Source organism: Pseudomonas sp. VMV1, from assembly GCF_056790235.1.
In genome coordinates this window covers 210,589-235,367 of sequence record NZ_JBXGSE010000006.1, presented here as the reverse complement: position 1 = coordinate 235,367, position 24,779 = coordinate 210,589, and the positions used below count along the sequence as shown (strand labels likewise).

General features: G+C 61.6%; 19 protein-coding genes. 9 read left to right on the top strand and 10 right to left on the bottom strand.

All coding sequences use genetic code 11. From position 1 onward, the window contains the following. Position 1: 1 nt before the first annotated feature. Genes ileS through ispH form a run of 4 tightly spaced genes read left to right on the top strand, consistent with a single transcriptional unit; the run spans position 2 to position 4,750 of the window. Complete coding sequence (gene ileS / locus ACUCV0_RS18885; RefSeq protein ID WP_482213375.1) at positions 2-2,836, top strand: isoleucine--tRNA ligase; 2,835 nt, start codon at positions 2-4, stop codon at positions 2,834-2,836. Next, positions 2,829-3,332 (top strand): signal peptidase II, encoded by a 504-nt coding sequence (gene lspA, locus ACUCV0_RS18880; RefSeq protein ID WP_271652960.1) that lies wholly within the window; start codon positions 2,829-2,831, stop codon positions 3,330-3,332. The genes ileS and lspA overlap by 8 nt, the downstream gene beginning before the upstream one ends. Continuing rightward, positions 3,325-3,771: an FKBP-type peptidyl-prolyl cis-trans isomerase gene (locus ACUCV0_RS18875; protein ID WP_482213374.1), complete on the top strand. Its 447-nt coding sequence runs from the start codon at positions 3,325-3,327 to the stop codon at positions 3,769-3,771. The genes lspA and ACUCV0_RS18875 overlap by 8 nt, the downstream gene beginning before the upstream one ends. A gap of 34 nt (positions 3,772-3,805) precedes the next feature. Then, positions 3,806-4,750, top strand: coding sequence for a 4-hydroxy-3-methylbut-2-enyl diphosphate reductase (ispH, locus tag ACUCV0_RS18870; RefSeq protein WP_482213373.1), 945 nt, complete (start codon positions 3,806-3,808; stop codon positions 4,748-4,750). A 59-nt stretch (positions 4,751-4,809) separates the two neighbouring features. Here ispH and ACUCV0_RS18865 read toward each other — a convergent pair whose 3' ends face one another. The 6 genes from ACUCV0_RS18865 to ACUCV0_RS18840 all read right to left on the bottom strand — a co-directional run bounded on the left by ACUCV0_RS18865 (position 4,810) and on the right by ACUCV0_RS18840 (position 12,916). Next, positions 4,810-9,945 carry a PilC/PilY family type IV pilus protein gene (locus ACUCV0_RS18865; protein WP_482213372.1) on the bottom strand — a complete coding sequence of 1,712 codons (5,136 nt, stop codon included), beginning with the start codon at positions 9,943-9,945 and terminating at the stop codon, positions 4,810-4,812. Positions 9,946-9,962: 17 nt separating this feature from the next. Next, the gene (locus ACUCV0_RS18860) at positions 9,963-10,511 is read right to left on the bottom strand and encodes a pilus assembly PilX family protein (RefSeq protein ID WP_482213371.1); all 549 of its coding nucleotides are present in this window, start codon (positions 10,509-10,511) and stop codon (positions 9,963-9,965) included. After that, the gene (locus tag ACUCV0_RS18855) at positions 10,508-11,278 is read right to left on the bottom strand and encodes a PilW family protein (RefSeq protein WP_454253644.1); all 771 of its coding nucleotides are present in this window, start codon (positions 11,276-11,278) and stop codon (positions 10,508-10,510) included. The genes ACUCV0_RS18860 and ACUCV0_RS18855 overlap by 4 nt, the downstream gene beginning before the upstream one ends. A 3-nt stretch (positions 11,279-11,281) precedes the next feature. Then, entirely contained in the window at positions 11,282-11,788 is a 507-nt protein-coding gene (gene pilV, locus ACUCV0_RS18850; protein WP_313648301.1) for a type IV pilus modification protein PilV, read from the bottom strand. Further along, entirely contained in the window at positions 11,785-12,294 is a 510-nt protein-coding gene (locus ACUCV0_RS18845; protein WP_313648300.1) for a GspH/FimT family pseudopilin, read from the bottom strand. Before ACUCV0_RS18845 ends, pilV begins: the two co-directional genes overlap by 4 nt. A 115-nt stretch (positions 12,295-12,409) precedes the next feature. Next, a complete protein-coding gene (locus ACUCV0_RS18840) occupies positions 12,410-12,916 on the bottom strand; it encodes a GspH/FimT family protein (protein ID WP_313648299.1) in 507 nt (168 codons plus the stop codon). 92 nt (positions 12,917-13,008) lie between these two features. On the opposite strand from ACUCV0_RS18840, the gene thiO reads away from it, so the two are divergent. Next, positions 13,009-14,112 carry a glycine oxidase ThiO gene (gene thiO, locus ACUCV0_RS18835; RefSeq protein WP_482213370.1) on the top strand — a complete coding sequence of 368 codons (1,104 nt, stop codon included), beginning with the start codon at positions 13,009-13,011 and terminating at the stop codon, positions 14,110-14,112. Here thiO and ACUCV0_RS18830 read toward each other — a convergent pair whose 3' ends face one another. Genes ACUCV0_RS18830 through ACUCV0_RS18820 form a run of 3 tightly spaced genes read right to left on the bottom strand, consistent with a single transcriptional unit; the run spans position 14,113 to position 17,262 of the window. Continuing rightward, entirely contained in the window at positions 14,113-15,453 is a 1,341-nt protein-coding gene (locus tag ACUCV0_RS18830) for a sigma-54-dependent transcriptional regulator (protein WP_059316093.1), read from the bottom strand. It abuts the gene before it with no gap. Positions 15,454-15,455: 2 nt separating this feature from the next. After that, entirely contained in the window at positions 15,456-17,030 is a 1,575-nt protein-coding gene (locus ACUCV0_RS18825; RefSeq protein WP_271652948.1) for a sensor histidine kinase, read from the bottom strand. Further along, a complete protein-coding gene (locus tag ACUCV0_RS18820) occupies positions 17,014-17,262 on the bottom strand; it encodes a PP0621 family protein (RefSeq protein WP_271652947.1) in 249 nt (82 codons plus the stop codon). Before ACUCV0_RS18820 ends, ACUCV0_RS18825 begins: the two co-directional genes overlap by 17 nt. Positions 17,263-17,393: 131 nt before the next feature. On the opposite strand from ACUCV0_RS18820, the gene ACUCV0_RS18815 reads away from it, so the two are divergent. Next, positions 17,394-19,016, top strand: a complete 1,623-nt coding sequence (locus ACUCV0_RS18815) for an NAD+ synthase (RefSeq protein ID WP_482213369.1) — start codon at positions 17,394-17,396, stop codon at positions 19,014-19,016. A 107-nt stretch (positions 19,017-19,123) separates the two neighbouring features. Here ACUCV0_RS18815 and ACUCV0_RS18810 read toward each other — a convergent pair whose 3' ends face one another. Continuing rightward, positions 19,124-20,149 (bottom strand): outer membrane protein assembly factor BamD, encoded by a 1,026-nt coding sequence (locus ACUCV0_RS18810; RefSeq protein ID WP_482213368.1) that lies wholly within the window; start codon positions 20,147-20,149, stop codon positions 19,124-19,126. Between the two features lie 188 nt (positions 20,150-20,337). Here ACUCV0_RS18810 and rluD point away from each other — a divergent pair, with 188 nt between their 5' ends. From rluD to clpB, 3 genes are all read left to right on the top strand, one after another. Further along, on the top strand, positions 20,338-21,297 hold the full coding sequence (gene rluD, locus ACUCV0_RS18805) for a 23S rRNA pseudouridine(1911/1915/1917) synthase RluD (RefSeq protein WP_059316088.1): 960 nt from the start codon (positions 20,338-20,340) through the stop codon (positions 21,295-21,297). Beyond that, positions 21,294-22,025 (top strand): peptidoglycan editing factor PgeF, encoded by a 732-nt coding sequence (gene pgeF / locus ACUCV0_RS18800; protein WP_482213367.1) that lies wholly within the window; start codon positions 21,294-21,296, stop codon positions 22,023-22,025. Before rluD ends, pgeF begins: the two co-directional genes overlap by 4 nt. A 130-nt stretch (positions 22,026-22,155) precedes the next feature. Then, on the top strand, positions 22,156-24,720 hold the full coding sequence (gene clpB, locus ACUCV0_RS18795) for an ATP-dependent chaperone ClpB (RefSeq protein ID WP_059316086.1): 2,565 nt from the start codon (positions 22,156-22,158) through the stop codon (positions 24,718-24,720). Positions 24,721-24,779: the final 59 nt, after the last annotated feature.

Here is a 24,779-nt window from a genome sequence, read left to right as displayed (position 1 = left end):
CATGACCGATTACAAAGCGACGCTCAACCTGCCGGAAACGGCATTCCCGATGAAAGCCGGCCTGCCGCAGCGCGAGCCGGAAGCGCTCAAGCGCTGGCAGGACATCGACCTGTACGGGAAGCTGCGCGCCATCGGCAAGGGCCGGCCGACCTTCATCCTGCATGACGGTCCGCCCTATGCCAACGGCAGCATTCACATCGGTCATGCGCTGAACAAGATCCTCAAGGACATCATCACCCGTTCCAAGACACTGGCCGGCTACGACGCCCCCTATGTGCCGGGCTGGGACTGCCATGGTCTGCCCATCGAGCACAAGGTGGAGACCACCTTTGGCAAGAATCAGCCGGCGGACCTGACCCGCGAGCGTTGCCGCGCCTATGCCAGCGAGCAGATCGAAGAGCAGAAGGCCGGCTTCGTCCGCCTGGGCGTGCTGGGTGACTGGAGCAATCCCTACCTGACCATGAACTTCGCCAACGAGGCTGGCGAGATCCGCGCCCTGAGCGAGCTGGTCAAGAAGGGCTTCGTCTTCAAGGGCCTCAAGCCGGTCAACTTCTGCTTCGACTGCGGCTCGGCCCTGGCCGAGGCCGAGGTGGAGTACCAGGACAAGCGTTCCGACGCCATCGACGTGGCCTTCCCGGTCGCCGATGCCGACAAGCTGGCGGCCGCCTTCGGCCTCGACGCGCTGGCCAAGCCCACCGCCATCGTCATCTGGACCACCACCCCCTGGACCATCCCGGCCAACCAGGCGCTCAACGTGCACCCGGAATTCACCTATGCGCTGGTGGACGTGGGCGACCGCCAGCTGCTGCTGGCCGAGGAATTGGTGGAAAGCTGCCTGGCACGCTATGGCTTGCAGGGGGAAGTGATCGCCACCGCGCCGGGTATCGCCCTGGAGCTGATCAACTTCCGCCATCCGCTGTATGAGCGGCTGTCACCCATCTACCTGGCCGAGTATGTCGAGCTGGGCGCGGGCACGGGTGTCGTGCATTGCTCGCCCGCCTATGGCGAGGACGACTTCCGCATCTGCAAGCAGTACGGCTTGAGCAACGACGACATCCTCAATCCGGTACAGAGCAACGGTGTCTATGTCGAGTCGCTGCCGCTGTTTGGTGGCCAGTTCATCTGGAAGGCCAATCCGGCCATCGTCGCCGCGCTGGAAGAGGCAGGTGCCCTGCTCAAGCACGAGGCGATCAATCACAGCTACATGCACTGCTGGCGCCACAAGACCCCACTGATCTATCGCGCTACCGCCCAGTGGTTCGTCGGCATGGACAAGCAGCCCAACGAGGGCGCCACCCTGCGCGAGCGTTCTCTGGCAGCCATCGAGCAGACCCAGTTCGTCCCCGCCTGGGGCCAGGCGCGCCTGCACGGCATGATCGCCGGTCGTCCCGACTGGTGCATCTCGCGTCAGCGCAACTGGGGTGTGCCGATTCCTTTCTTCACCCACAAGGAAAGCGGCGAGCTGCACCCGCGCACCGTCGAGCTGATGGAGGAGGTCGCCCAGCGCGTCGAGCGTGAAGGCATCGAAGCCTGGTTCAAGCTCGATCCGGTCGAACTGCTTGGCGAAGAAGCCAGCCAGTACGACAAGAGCCGCGACACCCTCGACGTCTGGTTCGACTCGGGTACCACCCACTGGCACGTCCTGCGCGGCTCCCATGCCGAACTGGCGCACCAGCAGGGTCCGGCGGCCGATCTCTACCTTGAGGGCTCTGACCAGCACCGTGGCTGGTTCCACTCCTCGCTGCTGACCGGTTGCGCCATCGACGGCCATGCCCCCTACAAGGAATTGCTGACCCACGGCTTCACCGTGGACGAGCAGGGTCGCAAGCAGTCCAAGTCGCTGGGCAACGTGGTCGCTCCGCAAAAGGTCATCGACAGCCTGGGCGCCGACATCCTGCGCCTCTGGGTCGCTTCGACCGACTACACCGGCGAGATGGCGGTCTCCGACCAGATCCTGCAGCGCAGCGCCGACTCCTATCGCCGCATCCGTAATACCGCGCGCTTCCTGCTCTCCAACCTGTCCGGCTTCGATCCGGCGGTCAACCGGGTCGCCCCCGAGGACATGATCGACCTGGACCGCTGGGCGGTGGATCGCGCCCTGCTGCTGCAGCAGGAAATCGAACAGGCCTACGCCGAGTACCGCTTCCTCAACGTCTACCAGAAGGTGCACAACTTCTGCGTACAGGAACTGGGCGGTTTCTACCTGGACATCATCAAGGACCGCCAGTACACCACTGGGGCCGACAGCCTGCCGCGGCGCTCCTGCCAGACCGCGCTGTACCTCATCGCCGAGGCCCTGGTGCGCTGGATCGCGCCCATCCTGTCCTTTACCGCCGACGAGATCTGGCAGTACCTGCCAGGCCAGCGGGAAGAGTCGGTGATGCTGACCACCTGGTATGACGGCCTCTTCGCCCTGCCCGAGGGTGCGTCCCTTGATCGCGCCTATTGGGATCAGGTCATGGCGGTCAAGGCCGCGGTCAACAAGGAGCTGGAGAACCAGCGCGCGGCCAAGACCCTGGGCGGTAGCCTGCAGGCGGAGATCACCCTCTATGCCGACAGCGCCCTGCAGACCGTGCTGGAGGCCCTGGGCAACGAGCTCAGGTTCGTGCTGATCTCTTCCCAGGCGGCTGTCCAGCCGCTGGAAAAGGCTCCGGAAGGCGCCGTCGCCAGCGAGCTGAGCGGCCTCAAGCTGGTCGTCCGCAAGTCCGAGGCGCCCAAATGCGCTCGCTGCTGGCACCACAGCCACAGCGTCGGCCAGGACGCCGCGCATCCGGAGATCTGCGAGCGCTGCGTGACCAACGTCTATGGTTCGGGCGAGGTGCGCGAGCATGCGTGACACGCAGCGTTTCGGCGCCTTGCCCTGGTTGGTCTTGAGCGTGGTGGTGATCCTGCTGGATCAGCTGAGCAAGGCCTATTTCCAGAACAACCTGTCGCTCTACCAACAGGTACCGGTCATCACCGATCTGTTCAGCTGGACCCTGGCCTACAACACCGGGGCCGCCTTCAGCTTCCTGGCCGACCATTCAGGCTGGCAGCGCTGGTTCTTTGCCGGCATCGCGCTGGTAGTGAGCGTGGTGCTGGTGGTCTGGCTCAAGCGCCTGCGCAACGATACCTGGACCGCGATCGCCTTGGCCCTGATCCTCGGCGGTGCCTTGGGCAATCTCTATGACCGCATGGTCCTAGGCCACGTCGTCGACTTCATCCTGGTGCACTGGCGTCAGGAGTGGCGCTTCCCGGCCTTCAACCTGGCCGATAGCGCCATTACCGTTGGCGCCATCATGTTGGCCCTGGATATGTTCCGCAAGAAAACGCCCGAGGAAGCCCATGGCTGAGATCACCATCGGCCCGGACACCCGGGTCACCCTGCATTTTGCCATCAAGCTGCAGAACGGCGACGTGGTGGACAGCACCTTCGACAAGGCACCGGCCACCTTCACCGTCGGTGACGGCAATCTGTTGCCTGGTTTCGAGCAGGCGCTGTTCGGCCTTGAAGCCGGTGCCAAAACCAGTCTGACCGTCCCGCCGGAGCGCGGCTTTGGACAGCCAAACGACGGCAACCTGCAGACCATGGCACGCGACGACTTCAATGACATGGAGCTGTCGCCCGGTCTGCTGATCATTTTCAGCGATGCCGCCGGTGGCGAGATGCCCGGCGTGGTCAAGAGCTACGACGACGAGCAGGTGGTCATCGACTTCAATCACCCGCTGGCCGGCCGTGTGCTTACCTTCGACGTGGAAATCCTGGCCATCGAACCTGCCGTCTCCCACTGATCTACCGCCGCCCGTGAAGCGGGCAGAGGAGCCTATGCAGATCAAGCTCGCCAATCCCCGCGGCTTCTGCGCCGGCGTGGACCGCGCTATCGACATCGTCGACCGTGCGCTGGATGTTTTCGGTCCGCCCATCTATGTGCGTCATGAAGTGGTGCACAACAAGTTCGTGGTCGACAACCTGCGCGCCCGCGGCGCCATTTTCGTCGAAGACGTGGCCGATGTGCCGGACGATGTCATTCTCATCTTCAGCGCCCACGGTGTCTCTCAGGCCGTGCGCCGTGAGGCCGCCGAGCGTGGCCTCAAGGTGTTCGATGCCACCTGCCCGCTGGTAACCAAGGTGCATATGGAAGTCGCGCGCTATAGCCGCGACGGCCAGGAATGCATCCTCATCGGCCACGCCGGGCATCCGGAGGTGGAGGGCACCATGGGCCAGTACGACGACCGCGCTGGCGGTGCCATCTACCTGGTGGAAGACGAAGAGGACGTGGAAAAGCTAGAGGTGCGTAATCCCGAGGCCCTGTTCTACGTCTCCCAGACCACCCTGTCGATGGACGACACCCGCAAGGTGATCGACGCCCTGCGTGCCAAGTTTCCGCACATCAACGGCCCGCGCAAGAACGACATCTGCTACGCCACCACCAACCGCCAGGACGCGGTAAAGACCCTGGCGCTGGAGAGCGACGTGGTCCTGGTAGTGGGCAGTCCCAGCAGCTCCAACTCCAACCGCCTGCGCGAACTCGCTGAACGCCTGGGCACCCCGGCCTATCTCATCGATGGTGCCGAGGATATGCAGCAGGGCTGGTTCGAAGGCGTGCAGCGTATCGGCGTTACCGCTGGTGCCTCGGCTCCCGAAGTCCTGGTGCGCGGCGTCATCGACCGGCTGCAGAGCTGGGGTGCCACTGGCGAAGTGGAGCTGGAAGGCGAGCCGGAGAACATCACCTTCACCCTGCCGCGCGAGCTCAGGATAAAGGCGGTATAACGCCTCGGCACAGCAGGTAAACAAAAAGGCCGCTGCTCCCAAGAGTAGCGGCCTTTTTGTTATTGAGCGGGAAGCAGCATCCGCCAGGACTGACGTCCATTGGCTGTAAGACCTGTCGTGGCCGAAATGCAGTTGCCGCTGGAATCACAGATCAGCGTGGTGAGGTTGGTGTTGCCCGTTCGGGTTCCGGTGAGAGAGTTATCTCCGATGGTGCCATCCGTACCTGAAATGGAGCCGGAACTCAGGCTGTCTGCCCCATCTATTCGACCGTCATTGTTGAGGTCGAAAACGTTGTGCAAGGTTCGCCCCCCCGCTTTGGCATCTGTTGCATAGAGGATGCTATCCAAGCCCGCGGAACAGGGATCAGCGTTGGGTGTAATGCTCGTGAATACCAGAGCGTCACCCAGGGTACGCAGCGGAAACACTATCCTTTCACCGGTATTCGTCGTGCTGCCAACCAGTTTGAGGTCGACATACCAGCCGGATTTGTCGACATCGGCATCTGTTTCACCGCTCGCGCTGTACCAGTTGATTGGGTTGGCGGAAAGGAGCCGAACGTTTCTCGTCACGCCGTTGTTCGAGTAGGTGGCGGCGGTGAGGGTTTGCTGTTGCAGAGATGAGCGGTTTCGAGTCTTCACCATGTTGTTAGTGGTGGTTTGACCTAGTGTCCAGCGGTCCCAGACGCCATAAACGGTCTGAACATCGAAGGGCGAGACCTTGTCATTGACGCCCAGGTAGCGACCCGTCCCGAAGGCGACCAGATAGCCCGTTAGGGTGGGATGCTGAATCAGCACGGGCGCCACCGTGATCGCTTGCGGCTTACCGGCGCCAGACCCCGTGGTCTGGTCATTGGTAGTGGCACGGTAGAGCGGGGCTCCACCAAAAGCTACCTGGAAACTTCTGGCACTGTCTGCACCATCGTTGTCTCGGGCAAAGGGGGTATCCGCTGACGTCGGCTTGAACAGATCGAATCGCCACAGGTTACCCAGCAAGTCCCCTGCGTAGGCTGCGTCAGTCACGATATCCGCGTTGTAATCCGCGGCTTGAATCGTAGAAAGGCCATTGCTGCCTCCGGTGGGGCTCTTTGCTTCCAGCGCTTTTATCAAGGTGCCGTCTTCGATCTTCAAGGCGTAGAGGATGGCCTTGCCGCTATTGGCGTTGGCGCTGTAGTAGCCGTTACCGAAAATGGCCGCCCAATTACCGTCGTGTAGGCGCTCGATAGATGGCTTACCGAAGCTATAACCTAGGTTGCTTAACTTGGTGGCTGCATCAAGTGTTGCTGCGCTATCGGACGTAAACTCCCAGAGCAGTTTGATTTTGGCAGGATCTGGATCCGTGATATCCAGGGCAAACAAGCCCCGTCCACCACCGCCAAGCGTCCCAACCAGGACCGTGCGCCACGTACTGTCACTCTTGAAGTAGACGTCTCTGACCGTGATGGGCCCATCTACATAGTAATGGTGGGCAAGATTGGCTGTGCCGTAGTCCTTTGCCATCAATCGGTTGAGATTGGGTATGACCGGCGTGGGTACGAAAGCAAAGGTCTCCTTTAGAGTGGCCGCATCGAAGGCATGCAGCATGCCATCGTTGGCACCGACATAGATCTGGGCACGTCGCGAGGCCTGAGTCTTTTGAAATTCGGTATAGCTGGCTGCCGTCCCATCGACCTTGCCGATCCGGTACGCTAGATACTGAGCGGGTCCTACCAAGACCGGTGAGGAATTGACGATGTCACCCAGCAGCGAGGTTCGAGTGCGGAAATTCGGGCATCCTGAAGAAGTACATTGGCCCAGCAGGAACCTGACCCGATCGGCGCCTTGTCCATCCCTATTGCCAGAAGGCGTACTGTCGAGCGAGTCCCGAAGATTTGTACCGTCGAAGCTTCTGTCTTTGAGATTTTCATAAGAGAAATCTTGCAGGCTCTTGCCGTCGGCACCGGCCATCTTGACGATACGGCCATCGGGGAAGTTGGCTCTGATGGTTGAGTTGATCGTCTTGCCATCGCTCTTGTAGGTGTCCCTGATCAGATCTCCCGTCCAGCCATCGGCGTTGAAGGACGTCCGATAGACGACCCGATTTCCCAGCCCGGTATCGTCGGTCTGGCCGCCCTGAACGGTAACGCGGGTAACGGAGGAGTTCTTCTGAACGATGCTGTTGAAGGCCTTGGCCAACTGGTCCTTTAGCGTAAGGGCATTGGTCACCAAGAGATAATTATCGGGCACCTGATCACCATCTGTATCCCAGTTGCCAGTAGTACCGTATTTGGCGGCGTACCACAGCGGGTCCTTGAGTACCCCGGCGCCTACGCCGGTCGCGCTGAATTGGCGTACTGCCGTGGGCGGCAGGCCCTTGCACTCGGGGTTATCCAGGTTGGCGATACACCAGCCAGCAGGTCGATTGGGCGGGGTATTGAGACGGTAGGCGGTCTGACTATCACATACACTTCTCTGACCGTTATTGACGGTGCCGTCTCTTAGGTCACAGACCTCGAGATAGAGTCCGTCCTTATCGGTGCCGGAAATCGTGTAACCCATGTGCTGCTGGGCGCCGCCCGCAGCGTATTCGGAGGTTAGGGTTATATTGAGCTTGAGCCTTCCACCATCATTCGGATCGGGAGCGACCGCGAGGGTATAGAGGACGATAGCGTCCATGTCGAAGTCTGCGCCCTCTTCACTGTCCTCCCAGTTGATCCGAAACTCTGCATAGGGACGGCCACCGTTGACGGTGCTGTCGGTATTTGCCGTCGTAGTGTTGGCTAGCTTCTGCACGTAGAAATCAGCGATCTGGTTGGTGGCCTGATACTGATTCTGCCCCGGATTCTGTACGGATTTGGCGAAGGGAACGAGAGTGATCTTGTTGTCCCCAACTGGAAATTCGATCTTGGGAAAAGGCGAAGCAAGGGCAACCGCATAGGTCAGCAAGGGCTTGCTGCCACCTATGTTGTGCATGGCGCCAAAGCGGGCTATCCCAGCCGAGTAGTAGGTGCCTTGCTTGCCTGGCTCTTCAGGCGCGAGGCCGCGAACGCGAGAGAGTGTCGTCAGCGTTTTTTGCGTGGGTGCACTGTCGGCAGCTGATTCGGTTTCGCCGATAAAGACCTTGGTATCGTTCAGGCCCTCTGCGGCGCCGATTGCATCCGTTTCGGTGCTTACGTTGAGATCGCTGATGGATTTGGGATTACCACTGCCGTCCGTCGTGTTGTCCCAGCGACTGCCCGGCAGTTTCCAATCGTAATTGGGATTGATATCACTCAGAACCGTCATGGCCGGGACAGAGCAGCGCGGATAGCCAGAACCGCCATTGCCTTTGGAATAGGGCGGTAGCCAATCCGGTTGTGAAAGTCCAAGCTTGGAATCAGGAGTGGTGGTCGTTTTGGAATAAGCGAAGCTTGGCGTCGGCCCTGAGGCGCCAGCAAAGTAGCGCAGCGCCTCATACATCATTTCCGCGGTAGGTGTGCCCCACATATAGCAGGGGTCGGTTGCCAGGTTGCTGGTAGGGTTGCGGTTGTAACCACAGCTGTCCTGGTCGTACTGGAAGTTGTTCGTGCCGTTGGAATTGTAGTAGGTGAAACCAACAGTCCGGAATTTGTTGATCGTGTCGACTATGCCACTGACGTCATTGCCAGCACCACAATTGCCATTGAGACAAAACTGCCCGGTGCTTAGGGTGAGCTCCCGGGCAAAGCTCTGGATGTTGGATCTCAGCACGCCGCCATAAAAGTGGTTTTTGTACGATCCGGTCAGCAAGCCGAAATACATCTTGTCGGTTTCGCCATAGTCATGAAGGATGCCGGTCGGTTTGTAGTTTCCTTTAAGATAAAGGCGGCAGTTGCTCTCGCGTAGGGCGGAATTACTGGTATTGCCCACGTCATTAGGGCACACCTCTACCTGGACGTTGTAGTCAACCCTTTTGGCGTTCTCGGGTATGCCTGCCGGTGTTTGCCAATACAATCCCCAGGAGTCACCGCCATCCACTTCCTCGTGGCGGAAAACGATATCGTAGTTGACGCCCGCTTGAAGGCTGACGCTTCCCGAGTGAGCATCGCTGCCACTGTCAAGAGGACCATGGCCGCCGTACCAACCTACTGTGGTGCCTCCCAGCTTTACTTCAACGGCATCATCGCCGTCGACAGAAATTTTATAGGTGCCAGTCGTGTCGACTTTTATCGTTCCGGTAATTTCGGTTATATAGTAGTCATTGCCGCATGTTTGCTTTCCAGAGGTTACAGCGCCGTTGAAAGGGTTATTATTCGAACCGGGTGCGTAGATGCCATTGCTGATGGCTTTTGATCCACACAGTCTGCTGCTTTGCCCATCGGTATTGAACAGGGTCGTCATGCCGGCGGCATTGGTGGGGTGAGTATTGTTGGACTTTGCCCAGGTCGAAATCTTTAGGTTTGTAAACGTCTCAGGCGGTATCAGCGTCCAGCCGTTCTTGGGGCCTGCATTCGTACAGATGATCCGAGCGCCGCTGGCATTGACACATTCATCGCCTCCCACGGGGCGTTCAATGGATACCCAGTTCCAAATCCGCAAGTTGACGTTAGTCAACACCCGCATTTGCGGAACGCCGGTTTCACTCAGAGATGCCACGGCTATCAAGTGCCGATAACCTACAGTCGGCGCCTTGAACGGTGTGAACTTACTGATGTCGTAACCATCAACTGCAACGCTGGTATATTCCTTGCCCCAGGTGTGAGCGTCCTGAGGAATGTGCGCGCCTTGCAGAACGGTAGTGGTAGCGTCATCGGTACTGCGATAGCCGCCAAAGAGTACCTTGCGCAGCGCATCCATACGGGAAGTGGCGATATAGTTTAGGAAATCGCCACTCCATTGACCGGTACATTCCTTGCCTGTGGTACCTGAGCCTACACCGGTGGGAACAAAGCGATTGCTGGTATAGGTATAGCAGAGCTTGGAGTTGAAATAGCCGTAGTAATCTATGCCCTTGTCGGCCTTGGTTTTGTAACCCTTGTAGCCGATGTCTAGAATGCCATCGCCGTTCAGGTCGGAGGCATCATTGTAGGCTTCATAGAAAAGTTTGTGATCACGCCCCATTACCAAGAGATTTAGTGGCGGAACGGAGTCGGTCACGAACAAAGGACTTTGCGCCACGTTGACATCATCCGCGGCACTCGACAGCAAAGGCGATACTAGGGCGCCAACGGTTATCAGCGATCTCGCCAAGAAGGTTTTCATTATCAATTCCCTGCTGTCTAGAATTGCCTGGAGATCACCGCTCGCAAGCAAACCACGTCAACCGAACAAGGCTTGGCATCGGCTGAACTGACGTCTGATTTGTAAGCCTGAGCGTTGACCTCGTAATAGGACACGCAGCCCTCACCCCTGGCATTTTTCTCCGGATCGCTGCAGCTGCTATTGGCGCCCTGAGGAATATCACGCAGGTACCAATGAACGTTTCTGTCCAATTTTGTCGGATTGCTGGTATCTCCATAGGCCAGCGACTTACTGACAAAGTCGGTTTTGTAACCATCGGCAGTGCTAGGAACGAAGCCCTGAATACAAGGCTTCTGCGTTAGAGGATTCGGACAGCCATCGGGCGCGCCGTTTTTACTGAGTCGGCGTTCAGCATCGCGGAGACCGGCTTCAGCGGCGGCAAGCAGATTCTTCTCTTCAAGCAGATTGCCGGTAATCCGGGTTTGCAGCGTACTTTCCTGGATGCTCGACACTGCCAGCAGCGTGATGAGGATCAGCATGATCAGCGCGATCAGCAGCGAGGCGCCTTTTTGGGAGCGACGTTTCATGGCATCAGATTTCTCAGGCTGATGGTGCTGCCGGCAATTTGGTAGATACGGCTATCGCCATCTTTGAAGTCTGTTTTGTAGCGGTCATTCCAGCTGGCGATGATAGGGTTGACGCCTGTATCCAGATTCTTGCTGCTGGCGAGTAGGAGTCGATAACGAACTGCACCGATCTGTTGCCCAGAGGCTGGTTTGTCACTGTAGCTGGAAACCTTCCTTGCAGTGGTGCTTGCCCCGAAGTCGAATCGCACATCGGCTACGCCATCGATCAGAGTGCCGATACCTTTTGGGGTCTGGCAGGTTAGCCCGGGAAGGTCCTCATCCGCATTCTTTGTTAAGGTGTAGCGCTCGACGAATTCCGCAGTAGTACTGGTATAGGGTATTTTCAGGTTTGCGCTATCGGATGCGCCATAGCCAAGACAGTCTAGTTCGGCTGTATCCCTGGGTTTGTATCTGATACACAGGGTCTGGCTGTCAGGGGTGTTGATCGCTTCTCCGCTTGAAAACTTGCAAAATTTATAATCTTTCGCAGGAAATTCTACGGTGACGTCGACAAAGGGACGTCTTCTGAATCCGGCTTTGGATAGCTGCTGCTCCAGCATCAAGAGCGAATAGCGCCCATTCTCTTGGTTGATGGCCTGGCCTTGCTGGAATAGGTAGTTTCGCTTATTGGAGATATAGAGTTGGGTTACGCCTAATATGAGAAAGCTACTGATGACCAAGGCAATCATAAGCTCAATAAGAGAAAGGCCCCTTTGATGGTGGGTCATGGCCTAGAGCTCCGACCGCAAGCGATAACGGCAGATGCCTTTGTCCGCATCGGCATCTTGGCTATCCATACACTCTCCGTTTCTGACTCTCCAGGCCAACTGGATCTCAACTGTGGTGCCATCGGCATCGCACGTTTTGGCAGCTTTCGCTTTGCACACCTGAAATTCGTTCGTTAGTAGGTCCGCATCCACGCCTGGAAGCAGTCGAGCGGCTTCTTGGGACCAACAGCCCAATTGCTTGTCCGCTTCACTGGGCGTGCTGGTACAGCTATCTACGGCAGTAAAAGCATCTCCTTTCTTCTTTTCAGAGACCTTTCCTTGGGCGCGCATCAGTTCGAGCGCGTCCTGAGCCAGCATCGCTGCCGTATTGCGCTGCGTGGTGTCCTGAGTAAAGGCGATGGACTTGCTTTGGAGTGCGACCATGCCGAGCACGCCGATCGTGATGAGTACCAGAGTCACCAGTACTTCGATCAGGCTGAAACCATCTGACTTGATGAGTGACCTACTCATGGTTTGCACGCGGCCAGGGCGTTGCCCGTTTCGTCTGCCTTGCCCTTGGCGTAACGCCTGGTCACACCATTACGTTGAATGTCGATCTTGTAGCCGTAAGCCACCTCTAGGTCGTGGCAGATGAAGTAACTGACGCGGGATGCGACGTCGCCGTTGGTGGTTCCGTCGGCGTAGTAGCTTAGATTCGCCTGGCTTGCCCGGACATTCACCTGGGCCGGACTGATAGACATCGTACGCAGCTGTGCGCTGGGAGCGTCACAGGAGCCGAGAACCGATATCAACTGCGTATCAGACAGACAAAGGGAAACGGTTGCACGCCTGAGTACCGCCTCTGATCGCGCATGCATGATCAAGCCAAATATATTATCCGCTACGCTGCTGGTCCGGGTCTGGTTGATGAGGCTTGTAAAGCTCGGTACTGCGATAGCTGCGAAAATGCCCAGCAGGGCCACCACCGTCAACATCTCGAGTAATGTGAATCCCTTCTGCGCATGGGCGCGATGCATGATGACTTCCTATACTCAGCCAGGGGTTAGTTTCTTGCCGAGCTCTGCAGCTGTCGCCTGGGAAGGGACGGTCGGGAGGAGATCTTGGATGGCCGGTTACGCGGCTTCGGAATGATCAATCTGCCGCTTGCTCAAGGCACAGGGGACGACCCTTTGGTCTGGCCAGGCGCGCACGGCCATGGTTATTGACGGCAATTCGAGAGATTTCCTTGCCATGCGTATTACACAGGGAAAGAGTGCCGTTGAGTCCAGCACTGGTGCCGTTGTGGCGGTAGGTAATGGCACTCGTCCGGTTCCATCTGATCTTCAAGCCAGGGGGCATATCCGATTGCCGCAGCAGAACCTCATCGGTATCGGTATCCCGCACCTGCCAACCGCGTGCCCAGCTATCTCCACATCCTGATTCATCAATCGGACATAGCACCACGGTATGGCCACGCTCAATGCTCAAGGTACGGGCCGCCTGCAAATGCCTGAGGAGGGTATTGGCCGTTGCTTGATTACGGATTCGCTCCAACCAGTCCGAGGCGATGGGCGCGGCTACAGCGGCCAGAATGGCAAGTATGCTTAGCATTAAAAGCATCTCGAACAGGCTCAGTCCGAGTTCAGAGGTTCTCTTCATTCTCATCCTTGAGAAAAAGGTAGACGCCGTCCTGGAAGGACTTTTTGCTCGTATTGGTAGAGAGTGTCAAGGCTAGATGATGAGGGTATGACGTGATCTTTGATGTAGCTGTGATTGGAGCCGGCGCGATAGGGCTGATGTCGGCCTATCACCTGTCCTTGAGCGGTCGGCGGGTGGTAGTGGTCGAGCGGGGCGAGCCAGGACGGGAGGCGTCCTGGGCGGGCGGCGGGATCGTTTCGCCGCTGTATCCCTGGCGCTATCAGCCGGCGGTGACGGCGCTGGCGCACTGGTCGCAGGATTTCTATCCGGTGCTGGGTGAGCGGTTGCGGCAGGAGACGGGCGTGGATCCCGAGGTCGAGGTCACCGGGCTGTACTGGCTCGACCTAGACGACGAGGCCGAGGCGCTGGACTGGGCGCGGCGCAATGTGCGGCCGCTGGCGGCGGTATCGGTCGCGGAGGTGCGGCAGCGGGTGCCGGTGCTGGGGCCGGGCTATGAACGGGCGGTCTTCATGGCGGGAGTGGCAAATGTACGCAATCCCCGGCTGGTGCGCTCCCTGCGCGAAGCCCTGCTGCGCATGCCGAATGTGACGCTATTGAGCGAGGCGCCGGTGACCGGCTTCCTGCGCCAGGGCGAGCGCGTGGTGGGCGTGCAGACCGGGCGCGAGGACATCCATGCCGAATCCGTGGTGGTGTGCGCGGGGGCCTGGAGCGGCGAGTTGTTGCAGAGTCTGGGGCTGGCGGTGCCGGTACGGCCGGTGAAGGGACAGATGCTGCTGTATCGCCAGCCGGTGGGCTTTCTGACCAGCATGGTGTTGGCCAAGGGGCGCTACGCTATACCGCGGCGCGATGGTCATATCCTGATCGGTAGTACCTTGGAACACGCCGAATTCGACAAGACGCCAACCGCCGAGGCCTTGGCCAGCCTGCAGGCTTCGGCCGCCGAGTTGCTACCGGCGCTGGCCGGCCAGGCGCCGGTGGGGCACTGGGCAGGACTGCGGCCAGGGTCGCCGGATGGCGTGCCCTTCATTGGGCCGGTGCCGGAGCTGCCCGGGTTGTGGCTCAACTGCGGGCACTATCGCAACGGCCTGGTGCTGGCGCCGGCCTCCTGTCAGTTGCTGACCGATCTGCTCACCGAACGCACGCCAATCATCGATCCGGCACCCTATGCGCCAGGCATGCGGCTGGCGGCGGGCTGATCAGTCGATGCCAAGCTTTTTCAGGCGGTAGCGCATCGAACGGAAGGAGAGGCCCAGGCGCTCCGCGGCGGCGGTGCGATTCCAGCGGGTCTCTTCGAGTGCCTGCATGATCAGCTGGCGCTCGATGGATTCCAGGTGGTCTTCGAGATTGGCGATGTTGGCCAGGCTGGCTTCGCCGGTAGCGGTGGCCGCTGGCGCATCGGCCAGGCGCAGATCGGCCGGCCGGATGACATCGCCTTCACACAGGGTGTAGGCCCGTTCCAGCATGTTTTCCAGTTCGCGCACGTTGCCGGGGAATCTATAGCTCTTGAGTCTGGCCAGGGCATCGTCGCCGAGGGTGGCCGGCGCGAGCCCCGCATCCCGTGCCAGGCGTTCGAGCATGTGGGTGGCCAGGGCGCCGATATCCTCGCGACGTTCGCGCAGGGCAGGCACCTGCAGCTCGATGACGTTGAGGCGGTAGTAGAGATCCTGGCGAAAGGTGCCGGCGGAGACTTCGGCGGCGAGGTCCCTGTGGGTAGCACTGAGAATGCGCACGTCCAGGCTGATTTCCTGCTGGCTGCCTACTGGGCGCACGGCCTTTTCCTGGATGGCGCGCAACAGCTTGACCTGCATCGGCAGCGGTAGATCGGCCACCTCGTCGAGAAACAGGGTGCCGCCCTGGGCGGCCTGGAACAGGCCCTGCTTGTCCTCGATGGCGCCGGTGAAGCTGCCCCTGCGATGTCCGAAGAATTCGCTTTCCACCAACTCGGAAGGAATGGCGCCACAGTTGACCGGCACGAAGGGCCGACCCGCGCGCGGACCCTGCTCGTGGATCAGGCGTGCCACGCGCTCCTTGCCGCTGCCCGATTCGCCACTGATGTAGACCGGCGCCTGACTGCGGGCGAGCTTGGCGATCTGCCCACGCAAGGCGCGCATGGGCGGGGATTCGCCCAGCAGCTGGGTTTCACTGGCACCGGGTGCTGGCGGGGTAGGGCCGGACAGGCGCAGCGCCGTGCCCACCAGCTCGCGCAGACGCGGCAGGTCCACCGGCTTGGTGAGGTAGTCGAAGGCGCCGGCCTTGAGGGCCTGAACGGCAGTTTCCAGGCTGCCGAAGGCGGTGATCATGGCCACCGGCAATTGCGGCATCCGCTGCTGGATGAAATTGATCAGCTCAAGGCCCGAGCCATCCGGCAGGCGCATGTCGGTCAGGCAGAGGTCGAAGCTTTCCCGTTCGAGAATGGCTCGCGCGTCGGTGATGTTCTTGGCGCTGGCGGTGTCGAGCTTCATCCGCCCCAGGGTGATTTCCAGGAGTTCGCGGATATCGGGTTCATCGTCGACGATCAGGACTTTCTGTCGGGCCATGCTCAGCTCATTGTGCGGGGATGGGCGAAGGTGATGCGAAAACAGCTGCCATTCGCCAAGGGATGATAGCCAAGTCTGGCCTGGTTGCTCTCGCAAAGCTCGCGGGAGATGTACAGGCCAAGTCCGGTCCCCTTGTTCTCGGTGGTGAAGAAGGGCTCGAACAGGTGATCGAGCTGTTCGGCGGCAACCCCGGGCCCATCGTCGACCACTTCGAGGATGGGGAGATCGCTTTCCGGGTCGCGGTAGGTGCTTAGCCAGACCTGGCCTATGCCGTGCTTTTGGCAGCTGTAGCGCAGGCCGTTCTGCACCAGGTTGGTCAGGATCTGGCCCAGCTGGTGGGGGTCCATGTGCGTCTGCAGGGTGCCGGGCTCGGTCTTGACGTGCAGGGTCTGGCCGGCGGGCAGGGTAGGGCGCAGTTCACCGGCGAAGCGGTGTGCCCAGTAGCGCAGGTCGATCAGCTGCGGCGCCGACTGCCGGCGGCGGGACAACTGCAGGACGTTTTCCACCACGCGATTCATCCGCCGCGACTGGTCCTGGATGATCTGCGCCAGGCGCCGATCCGGCGTGGTCAGCTCTTCGGACTCCTGCAGCAATTGCGCTGCATGACTGATGGCGCCCAGCGGATTGCGGATCTCGTGGGCGATGCCGGCGGTGAGGCGGCCAAGGGAGGCGAGCTTGAGTTGCTGGGCCTGCTGGGCGATGCGCGAGACGTCTTCGAGAAAGGTCAGGACCCGCTCGCCTTCGCCCTGCTGCAGGTGTGCGAAGCTGGGCTGCAGCAGCGGGCCGTTGGCATAGGCGCGCCAGGGTGCGGGGCGGATGCTGGGATTGCGCTCCCATTCTTCCAGCCGCTGGGCCAGCCCCAGGGTCAGCGGCGTGATGGTGTCTTCGTCGTCCACGCCCAGCAGGCGACGGGCTGCCGGATTGGCCAGCAGCACCTGGTATTCGGCATCGAAGACCAGGATGCCGGTGCGCATGCGCTCGAGGATGAGGGCGTTGAGGGCCTCCAGCTCGGCTACGGCGGTGGCTCGGGTTTCGGCCAGGGCCTGGCTGTCCAGCAAGCGCCGGACCAGTCCCTGTACCAGCAGCGCCGTGGCGAAGCAGAGGGTGCCCAGGCCAGCCGCCTGGACGTAACCGCTGCCGCTGTCGCCGCGGCGCAGGTCGAGATAGCCGGTCGCCAGCAGCAGGGCGATGGCGGCCAGGGCGGCGATCAGTAGGCCGCGTCGACCGCGGATCAGGACATTGGACACCCCGACGGTCACCACCAGCAGGCTGCCCATGCCGCTGGCGATGCCGCCAGCGAGGAAGAACAGCCCGCCGAGGGCGAGAATATCGATCAACGCCAGGGTGAAGGCGCGACCGCGCAGCAGTCGATGGCCGACCGCGAGCACGGCGTTGGTGGCGAGATAGGCCCAGCTGGCCTGGCGGAACAGGTGGCCATCAACGGTGCGCAGCCAGTGTTGATCCAGGTCGTTGGAGATCAGCACCACCAGTGCCAGGCCGATGACGATGCGGTAGAGATGGTAGAGCCGCAGGACCGCGTCGGCTCTCAGGATGCCTGGATCAGCTGCGTTGCTCATGCTGCAACCGGCGATGTTCGGCGCTGCAATACCAGCGCTGGCCTTCGCCATCGGCCAGGGCTCTTTCCTGGGGCACATGGACCCCGCAATGGGCGCAGCGCACCATGGCCTGGGGCGGCAGCTGACGCGACTTGCCAGCCGGCGTCTGCGTCTTGCCGCGCCACCAGCGCCTGATCATCCAGAACAGCGCGCCCAGGAGGACGAGCCACAACAGCAGGCGAAGCAGACCCATGGCGATCTCGCAGCGTGAAGGAACGGGAAGTTTAGCAGGGCCGCCGCAGCGGGTGAGCCCCCTATGGCATCGATTGTCCCGCTTCGCTGCATGCGGGAAAATGTGGGGATAAATCGGGCAAGGAAGAGTGCATGAGTCAGCTGCTGAAGGTCGTGATGGCGCAATTGAACCTCAAGGTCGGCGACATCCACGGTAACGTGGAAAGGATCATCGCCACGGCCCATGAGGCCCGTGATCGGTGGCAGGGCGAGTTCATCGTTTTCCCGGAATTGTCGCTGTGTGGCTATCCGCCGGAAGACCTGCTGCTGCGGTCGAGCATGCAGCGCCGGATCGAGCAGGGTCTGCAGCGAATTCGTCAGGAGATCGCCGGCATCCATGTGCTGGTGGGCTTTCCCTGGCTGGAGGAGGGGCGCCGTTTCAACGCCTGTGCGGTCTATCGTGACGGCGCCGAGCTGGCCTTCTATCGCAAGCAGCAACTGCCCAACTATCGGGTGTTCGATGAAAAGCGCTATTTCGAACCAGGCGACAGCGCCGCGGTGTTCGACTACCAGGGCGTGTCCATCGGCGTCACCATCTGCGAAGACATCTGGTTCGCCGAGCCCATGGCCAAGGCGCGAGCGGCCGGGGCGCGGCTGATGCTCAACCTCAACGCCTCGCCCTTCCACGGCGGCAAGCAGCTGGAGCGTGAAACCGTGGTAGGCGAACGTGCCCGCGAAGGCGGCATGCCGGTGGTCTACGTCAATCAGGTGGGCGGCCAGGACGAACTGGTGTTCGATGGCCACTCCTTCGTGGTGGATGCCCAGGGCCAGGCCAGCCAGCGGGCACCTGCCTTCGTCGAGGGACTCTATCCGGTGGTCTTCGACAGGAGCCTGAAGCCGCAGCCCGCCGAGCTCGCGCCGCTGGCCTCGCTGGAGGCCAGCGTCTATGACGCCTTGGTGCTCGGCGTGCGCGACTACGTGCGCAAAAACGGTTTCAAGGGGGTGGTGCTGGGCCTGTCCGGCGGCATCGACTCGGCCCTTGTGCTGGCGATCGCTGCGGATGCCCTGGGCGCGGAGCAGGTAGAGGCGGTGATGATGCCCTACCACTATACCGCCCAGATCAGCCTGGAAGACGCCGAGGCCGAGGCCCGGGCGCTGGGGGTGCGCTACAGCGTCCTGCCCATCGCACCCATGGTCGAAGCCTTCCAGCAGACCCTCGCTGGCGAATTCGCCGGGCTCGGCCGGGACACCACCGAGGAGAATCTACAGGCGCGCTGTCGGGGCAACCTGCTGATGGCCATTTCCAACAAGAAGGGCTATCTGGTGCTCACTACCGGTAACAAGAGCGAGATGGCGGTGGGCTATGCCACCCTCTATGGCGACATGGCCGGTGGCTTCGATGTGCTCAAGGACGTGCCCAAGACCCTGGTGTTCCGCCTCTGCGAGTACCGTAATCGCCATGGCGAGGTGATTCCCCAGCGGGTGATCGACCGGCCGCCGTCGGCGGAGCTGTCGCCGGACCAGAAGGACGAGGATTCGCTGCCGCCCTATTCGGTGCTCGACGAGATCCTGCGGCTGTATGTCGAGCAGGATCTGTCGGCGGTGGATATCGTCGCCGCCGGTTTCGACGAGGAAATGGTGCGCAAGGTGCTGCGCCTGGTAGATCTCAACGAGTACAAGCGACGGCAGGCGGCAGTCGGGGTACGTGTGACCGAACGCGGCTTCGGTCGTGACCGGCGCTATCCCATCACCTCGGGCTGGCGGATAGGCGACTAGGATACGTGGCGCCGGATTTCTGATCCGGCGTCAGTCTTCACGATCAGAAGCTGACGCAATAAAAAGGGGAAGCCACTGGCTTCCCCTTTTTCACGTCTGGTGCTGGATCAGTCGAACAGACCAAAGGTCAGGCGGCTGAACCAGGAACGCTTGGCCGGAGCCGGCGTCGCGCCACCGGCCTTCTCGGCTTCGGCCGGGTCGACGATGCGGAGCTCGGGCGCCAGGTTGTCACGCTCTTCCTGGAACTTGCGCTGGATGTCCTGGCTGGCACGGGTCTCACCGGGCGGCAGCGGATCGCTCGGGCGATCGATCAGGCCCAGGGTCGCGCGGGTCAGCCAGGAACGCTGCTGATCCTTGTCGTCCGGCTCGCGCAGCTGGAATTCGCCATCCTTGAGGCTGACGTTGTCCGGGTAGTTGAGCTTGAGGGTTTCCAGGCTGGTGGCCGCCAGGTCGTTGAGGCCCAGGTGCTTGTAGGCTTCGGTCATGATCGCCAGGCCATCACCCACGGACGGCGTACCCTGGAAATTCTCGACCACGTAGCGGCCGCGGTTGGCGGCGGCCACATAGGCCTTGCGGGTCAGGTAGTAGTGGCCGACATGCACGTCGTAGGCCGCCAGCAGGTTGCGCAGGTAGACCATGCGCGCCTTGGCGTCCGGCGCGTAGCGGCTGTTGGGGAAGCGGCTGGCGAACTGGGCGAAGTCATTGAAGGAGTCACGCGCCGCGCCTGGATCACGCTTGGTCATGTCCAGCGGCAGGAAGCGCGCCAGCAGGCCGCGGTCCTGTTCGAAGGAAGACACGCCCTTCATGTAGTAGGCATAGTCGACATTGGGGTGCTGCGGATGCAGACGGATGAAGCGATCCGCCGCCGTGCGCGCTGCCTCGGGCTCGCCATTCTTGTAGTTGGCGTAGATCAGCTCCAGCTGGGCCTGTTCGGCATAGCGACCGAAGGGATAGCGCGACTCCAGGGCCTTCAGCTTGCTGATGGCGTCCGTGTAGCTGCTGTTGGAGATATCGCGCTGAGCCTGAGTATAGAGCTCGCCTTCCGGCATGTTTTCCGGAACCTCGGGCGCTTTCGAGGAGCAGGCGGCGGTGAGGACTAGGCTGGTGACCAGCAGCAGGTGCTTCAATTGCATGGCGGCTTGGATTCCCCGAAACGGTCGGCGGTGCAGGGATGAGGGCGGAAGGCACTCACCTAGCCTGTGACGGGGCCGGAACCGTCCTGTTATGATGATCGACCCGGAATGCCGGGGCAAAAAAGTCGCCGTATTTAACCACAGGGTCGGGCCGATTCCAAAAGCCCCGCCATTGCCCGCGCAGATCCATGTCCGAATCCATCGTTCTCAATGCCGAAGTCCCCTACGAACTTGGTGGCCAGCGCCTCGATCAGGTCGCTGCCCAGTTGTTCGCCGAACACTCCCGCTCGCGTCTCGCCGCCTGGATCAAGGATGGCAGCCTGACCGTCGATGGCGCCGTGCTGCGCCCACGTGACACCGTGCACGGCGGGGCCCAGCTGGCACTGCGTGCCGAGCGCGAAGCCCAGGGCGAGTGGGTTGCCCAGGACATCGAGCTGGACATCGTCTACGAAGACGATCACCTGCTGGTGCTCGACAAGCCGGCCGGGCTGGTGGTGCATCCGGCCGCTGGCCACGCCGATGGCACCCTGCTCAATGCCTTGCTGCACCATGTGCCGGGACTGGAAAGCGTGCCGCGCGCCGGTATCGTCCATCGCCTGGACAAGGACACCACCGGTCTCATGGTGGTGGCCAAGACCCTGGAGGCCCATACCCATCTGGTCGCCCAGCTGCAGGCGCGGTCGGTGAGCCGCATCTACGAAGCCATCGTCGCCGGGGTGATCGTCGCCGGGAGCACGGTCAATGCCCCCATCGGTCGGCATTCCCAGCGGCGTCAGCAGATGGCGGTGATCGCCGGTGGCAAGCCCGCCGTCAGTCACTACCGGGTGCTGGAGCGCTTCCGCGCCTATACCCATACCCGGGTCAAGCTGGAGACCGGCCGGACCCACCAGATCCGCGTGCACATGACCCACGTCGGTTTTCCCCTGGTAGGCGATCCGGTCTACGGTGGTCGCTTCAAGATTCCGCCAGCGACCAACCCGACCCTGATCAAGACCCTGCGCGAGTTTCCGCGCCAAGCCCTGCATGCCCGCTTTCTCGAACTGGATCATCCGGTGACCGGCGAGCGTCTGCGCTGGGAATCGCCGCTGCCGGAAGATCTGGTCTGGCTGCTCGATCTGTTGCGCCAGGACCGGGAGTCCTTCGAGTGACAGGCGCTGACTGGCTGCGGCCGGACTGGCCGGCGCCGGTCGGCGTCCAGGCCTGCGTCACCACCCGTGCCGGTGGTGTCAGCCAGCCGCCTTTCGCTAGCTTCAATCTCGGTAACCACGTCGGCGACGATCCGGCGGCAGTCGCGGAAAATCGTCGGCGCCTGGGCGAGGCGCTTGGCTGCCAGCCGGCCTGGCTCGAACAGGTGCACGGCACCGACGTGGTCGAGGCCGATCCGGCTCGGGTGTTGTGCGCCGATGCCGCGTGGACTGAGACGCCCGGCGTTGCCGTGACCATGATGACCGCGGATTGCCTGCCGGCGTTGTTCTGTCGCCGCGATGGTTCGCGCGTCGCGGCGGCTCATGCCGGCTGGCGCGGTCTGGCCGGTGGCGTACTGGAAGCTGCCGCCACCAGCCTGGAGGTAGCGCCCGCCGAGGTGCTGGTCTGGTTGGGCCCGGCCATTGGTCCGGCCAGCTTCGAAGTGGGCGCCGAGGTACGCGAGGCTTTCATCGCCCAGCACGCCGAGGCGGAACGCTGCTTCATGGCGCGAGGCGGAGACAAGTACCTGGGTGATCTCTACGCCCTGGCGCGTCTGCGGCTCGCTGCCCAGGGCATCACCGCGGTATATGGCGGCGGCTTCGATACCTTCGCTGATCACCAGCGCTTCTTCTCCTATCGGCGTGCCCCTCGCACGGGTCGCTTCGCCAGCCTGATCTGGATCAATCCCTAGGTCTTTTTTCGGGATGTCAAGCCTCATTGGCTTGAATCGTTACGCATCGCCCCTATCTAAAGGTCATTCCCGCGGGTAATCAAAAGCGCCGTCTGCCGCGCTGTCCCGCGTTTCAGATAGGACCTTGCCCATGCGTATAGACCGTTTTACCAGCAAACTGCAGCTCGCCCTGGCGGATGCCCAGTCCTTGGCCGTAGGCCATGACCATCCGGCCATCGAGCCGCTACACCTGTTCTCCGCTCTGCTCGAACAGCAGGGTGGTTCCATTTCCCCGTTGCTGCGCCAGGTCGGCTTCGACCTCGCCAGCTTGCGCAAGACCCTGGCCGAAGAGCTGGACAAGCTGCCCAAGATCCAGACGCCCACGGGCGACGTGAATCTCTCCCAGGACCTGGCGCGTCTGCTCAACCAGGCCGATCGCCTGGCCCAGCAGAAGGGTGACCAGTTCATCTCCAGCGAACTGGTCCTGCTCGCCGCCATGGACGAGAACACCCGTCTCGGCAAGTTGCTGCTGGGGCAGGGCGTTTCGCGCAAGGCGCTGGAGAACGCCATCAACAACCTGCGGGGTGGCGAAGCGGTCAACGACCCCAATGCCGAGGACAGCCGCAAGGCCCTGGACAAGTTCACCGTCGACCTCACCAAGCGCGCCGAGGATGGCAAGCTCGATCCGGTGATCGGTCGTGACGACGAGATCCGCCGCACCATCCAGGTCCTGCAGCGCCGGACCAAGAACAACCCGGTGCTGATCGGTGAGCCTGGCGTTGGCAAGACCGCCATCGCCGAGGGCCTGGCCCAGCGCATCATCAACGGCGAAGTGCCTGACGGCCTCAAGGACAAGCGCCTGCTGGCACTGGACATGGGTGCCCTGATCGCCGGTGCCAAGTTCCGCGGCGAGTTCGAGGAGCGCCTGAAAGGCGTGCTCAACGAACTGGGCAAGCAGGAAGGCCGCATCATCCTGTTCATCGACGAACTGCACACCATGGTCGGCGCCGGCAAGGCCGAGGGCGCCATGGATGCCGGCAACATGCTCAAGCCGGCCCTGGCCCGTGGCGAGCTGCATTGTGTCGGTGCCACCACCCTCGACGAGTATCGCCAGTTCATAGAGAAGGATGCGGCCCTTGAGCGGCGCTTCCAGAAGGTGCTGGTGGACGAACCGAGCGAAGAAGACACCATTGCCATCCTGCGTGGCCTCAAGGAGCGCTACGAGGTGCACCACAAGGTGGCCATCACCGACGGCGCCATCATCGCCGCGGCCAAGCTGTCCCATCGCTACATCACCGATCGCCAGCTGCCGGACAAGGCCATCGACCTGATCGACGAAGCCGCCAGCCGCATCCGCATGGAGATCGATTCCAAGCCCGAGGCCCTGGATCGTCTGGACCGCCGGCTGATCCAGCTCAAGGTGGAGCGCCAGGCATTGAAGAAGGAAGAGGACGAGGCCGCGCGCAAGCGTCTGGAAAAGCTCGACGAGGACATCGCTCGCCTCGAGCAGGAATACGCCGACCTGGAAGAGATCTGGAAGGCCGAAAAGGCCGAAGTGCAGGATTCCGCTCAGCTGCAGCAGCGCATCGAGCAGGCACGTATCGAGCTGGAGGCGGCCCGTCGCAAGGGTGACCTCAACCGCATGGCCGAGCTGCAGTACGGCACCATCCCCGATCTGGAGCGCAGCCTGCAGATGGTCGACCAGCACGAGAAACCGGCCAACCAGCTCCTGCGCAACAAGGTCACCGAAGACGAGATCGCCGAAGTGGTCTCCAAGTGGACCGGCATCCCGGTCAGCAAGATGCTCGAAGGTGAGCGCGACAAGCTCTTGCGCATGGAAGACGCCCTGCACAACAGGGTGATCGGTCAGGACGAGGCGGTTACCGCGGTGGCCAATGCCGTGCGCCGGTCGCGGGCGGGGCTGTCCGATCCGAATCGCCCCAGCGGCTCCTTCCTCTTCCTCGGCCCGACCGGGGTGGGCAAGACCGAGCTATGCAAGTCGCTGGCGGAGTTTCTCTTCGATACCGAAGACGCCATGGTGCGCATCGACATGTCCGAGTTCATGGAGAAGCACTCCGTGGCTCGGCTGATCGGTGCGCCGCCCGGCTATGTCGGTTATGAGGAGGGCGGTTACCTGACCGAGGCCGTACGGCGCAAACCCTATTCGGTGGTCCTGCTGGACGAAGTGGAGAAGGCCCATCCGGACGTCTTCAATATCCTCCTGCAGGTGTTGGACGACGGCCGTCTGACCGACAGCCAGGGCCGGACGGTGGATTTTCGCAACGCGGTGATCGTCATGACCTCGAACCTGGGCTCGGCGCAGATTCAGGAACTGGTCGGCGACCCCGACGCCCAGCGCGCGGCGGTGATGGATGCGGTAGCGAGCCATTTCCGCCCCGAGTTCATCAACCGGATCGACGAGGTGGTGGTGTTCGAGCCCCTGGGGCGCGAACAGATCGCCGGCATCGCCGAGATCCAGTTGCAGCACCTGCGGCAGCGACTGGCCGAGCGTGATCTGCAGCTGGAGCTGACGCCCGAGGCCTTGGACAAGCTGGTCGCGGTGGGCTACGACCCGGTCTACGGCGCGCGTCCGCTGAAGCGGGCTATCCAGCGCTGGATCGAGAACCCGCTGGCCCAGCGCATCCTGTCTGGCGCTTTCGCGCCGGGCAGCCGGATTCAGGGCAGTGTGGAGGATGACGAGATCGTCTTTGCCTAGGAAAACACCGGGCGACTTCAGGGTCGCCCGGCTTTCTACATAAATTTGTGAAAAAACAG

Bases quoted from the DNA above. Each gene is read 5' to 3' on its own strand.
- ACUCV0_RS18810 (WP_482213368.1), bottom strand. From the start codon at position 20,149: ATGCAATTGAAGCACCTGCTGCTGGTCACCAGCCTAGTCCTCACCGCC.
- ACUCV0_RS18820 (WP_271652947.1), bottom strand. From the start codon at position 17,262: ATGGGTCTGCTTCGCCTGCTGTTGTGGCTCGTCCTCCTGGGCGCGCTG.
- ACUCV0_RS18845 (WP_313648300.1), bottom strand. From the start codon at position 12,294: ATGCATCGCGCCCATGCGCAGAAGGGATTCACATTACTCGAGATGTTG.
- pilV (WP_313648301.1), bottom strand. From the start codon at position 11,788: ATGAGTAGGTCACTCATCAAGTCAGATGGTTTCAGCCTGATCGAAGTA.
- ACUCV0_RS18815 (WP_482213369.1), top strand. From the start codon at position 17,394: ATGAGTCAGCTGCTGAAGGTCGTGATGGCGCAATTGAACCTCAAGGTC.
- lspA (WP_271652960.1), top strand. From the start codon at position 2,829: ATGCGTGACACGCAGCGTTTCGGCGCCTTGCCCTGGTTGGTCTTGAGC.
- ACUCV0_RS18855 (WP_454253644.1), bottom strand. From the start codon at position 11,278: ATGACCCACCATCAAAGGGGCCTTTCTCTTATTGAGCTTATGATTGCC.
- ACUCV0_RS18825 (WP_271652948.1), bottom strand. From the start codon at position 17,030: ATGAGCAACGCAGCTGATCCAGGCATCCTGAGAGCCGACGCGGTCCTG.
- clpB (WP_059316086.1), top strand. From the start codon at position 22,156: ATGCGTATAGACCGTTTTACCAGCAAACTGCAGCTCGCCCTGGCGGAT.
- rluD (WP_059316088.1), top strand. From the start codon at position 20,338: ATGTCCGAATCCATCGTTCTCAATGCCGAAGTCCCCTACGAACTTGGT.
- ACUCV0_RS18865 (WP_482213372.1), bottom strand. From the start codon at position 9,945: ATGAAAACCTTCTTGGCGAGATCGCTGATAACCGTTGGCGCCCTAGTA.
- ACUCV0_RS18875 (WP_482213374.1), top strand. From the start codon at position 3,325: ATGGCTGAGATCACCATCGGCCCGGACACCCGGGTCACCCTGCATTTT.
- ACUCV0_RS18840 (WP_313648299.1), bottom strand. From the start codon at position 12,916: ATGAAGAGAACCTCTGAACTCGGACTGAGCCTGTTCGAGATGCTTTTA.
- ACUCV0_RS18860 (WP_482213371.1), bottom strand. From the start codon at position 10,511: ATGAAACGTCGCTCCCAAAAAGGCGCCTCGCTGCTGATCGCGCTGATC.
- ileS (WP_482213375.1), top strand. From the start codon at position 2: ATGACCGATTACAAAGCGACGCTCAACCTGCCGGAAACGGCATTCCCG.
- ACUCV0_RS18830 (WP_059316093.1), bottom strand. From the start codon at position 15,453: ATGGCCCGACAGAAAGTCCTGATCGTCGACGATGAACCCGATATCCGC.
- ispH (WP_482213373.1), top strand. From the start codon at position 3,806: ATGCAGATCAAGCTCGCCAATCCCCGCGGCTTCTGCGCCGGCGTGGAC.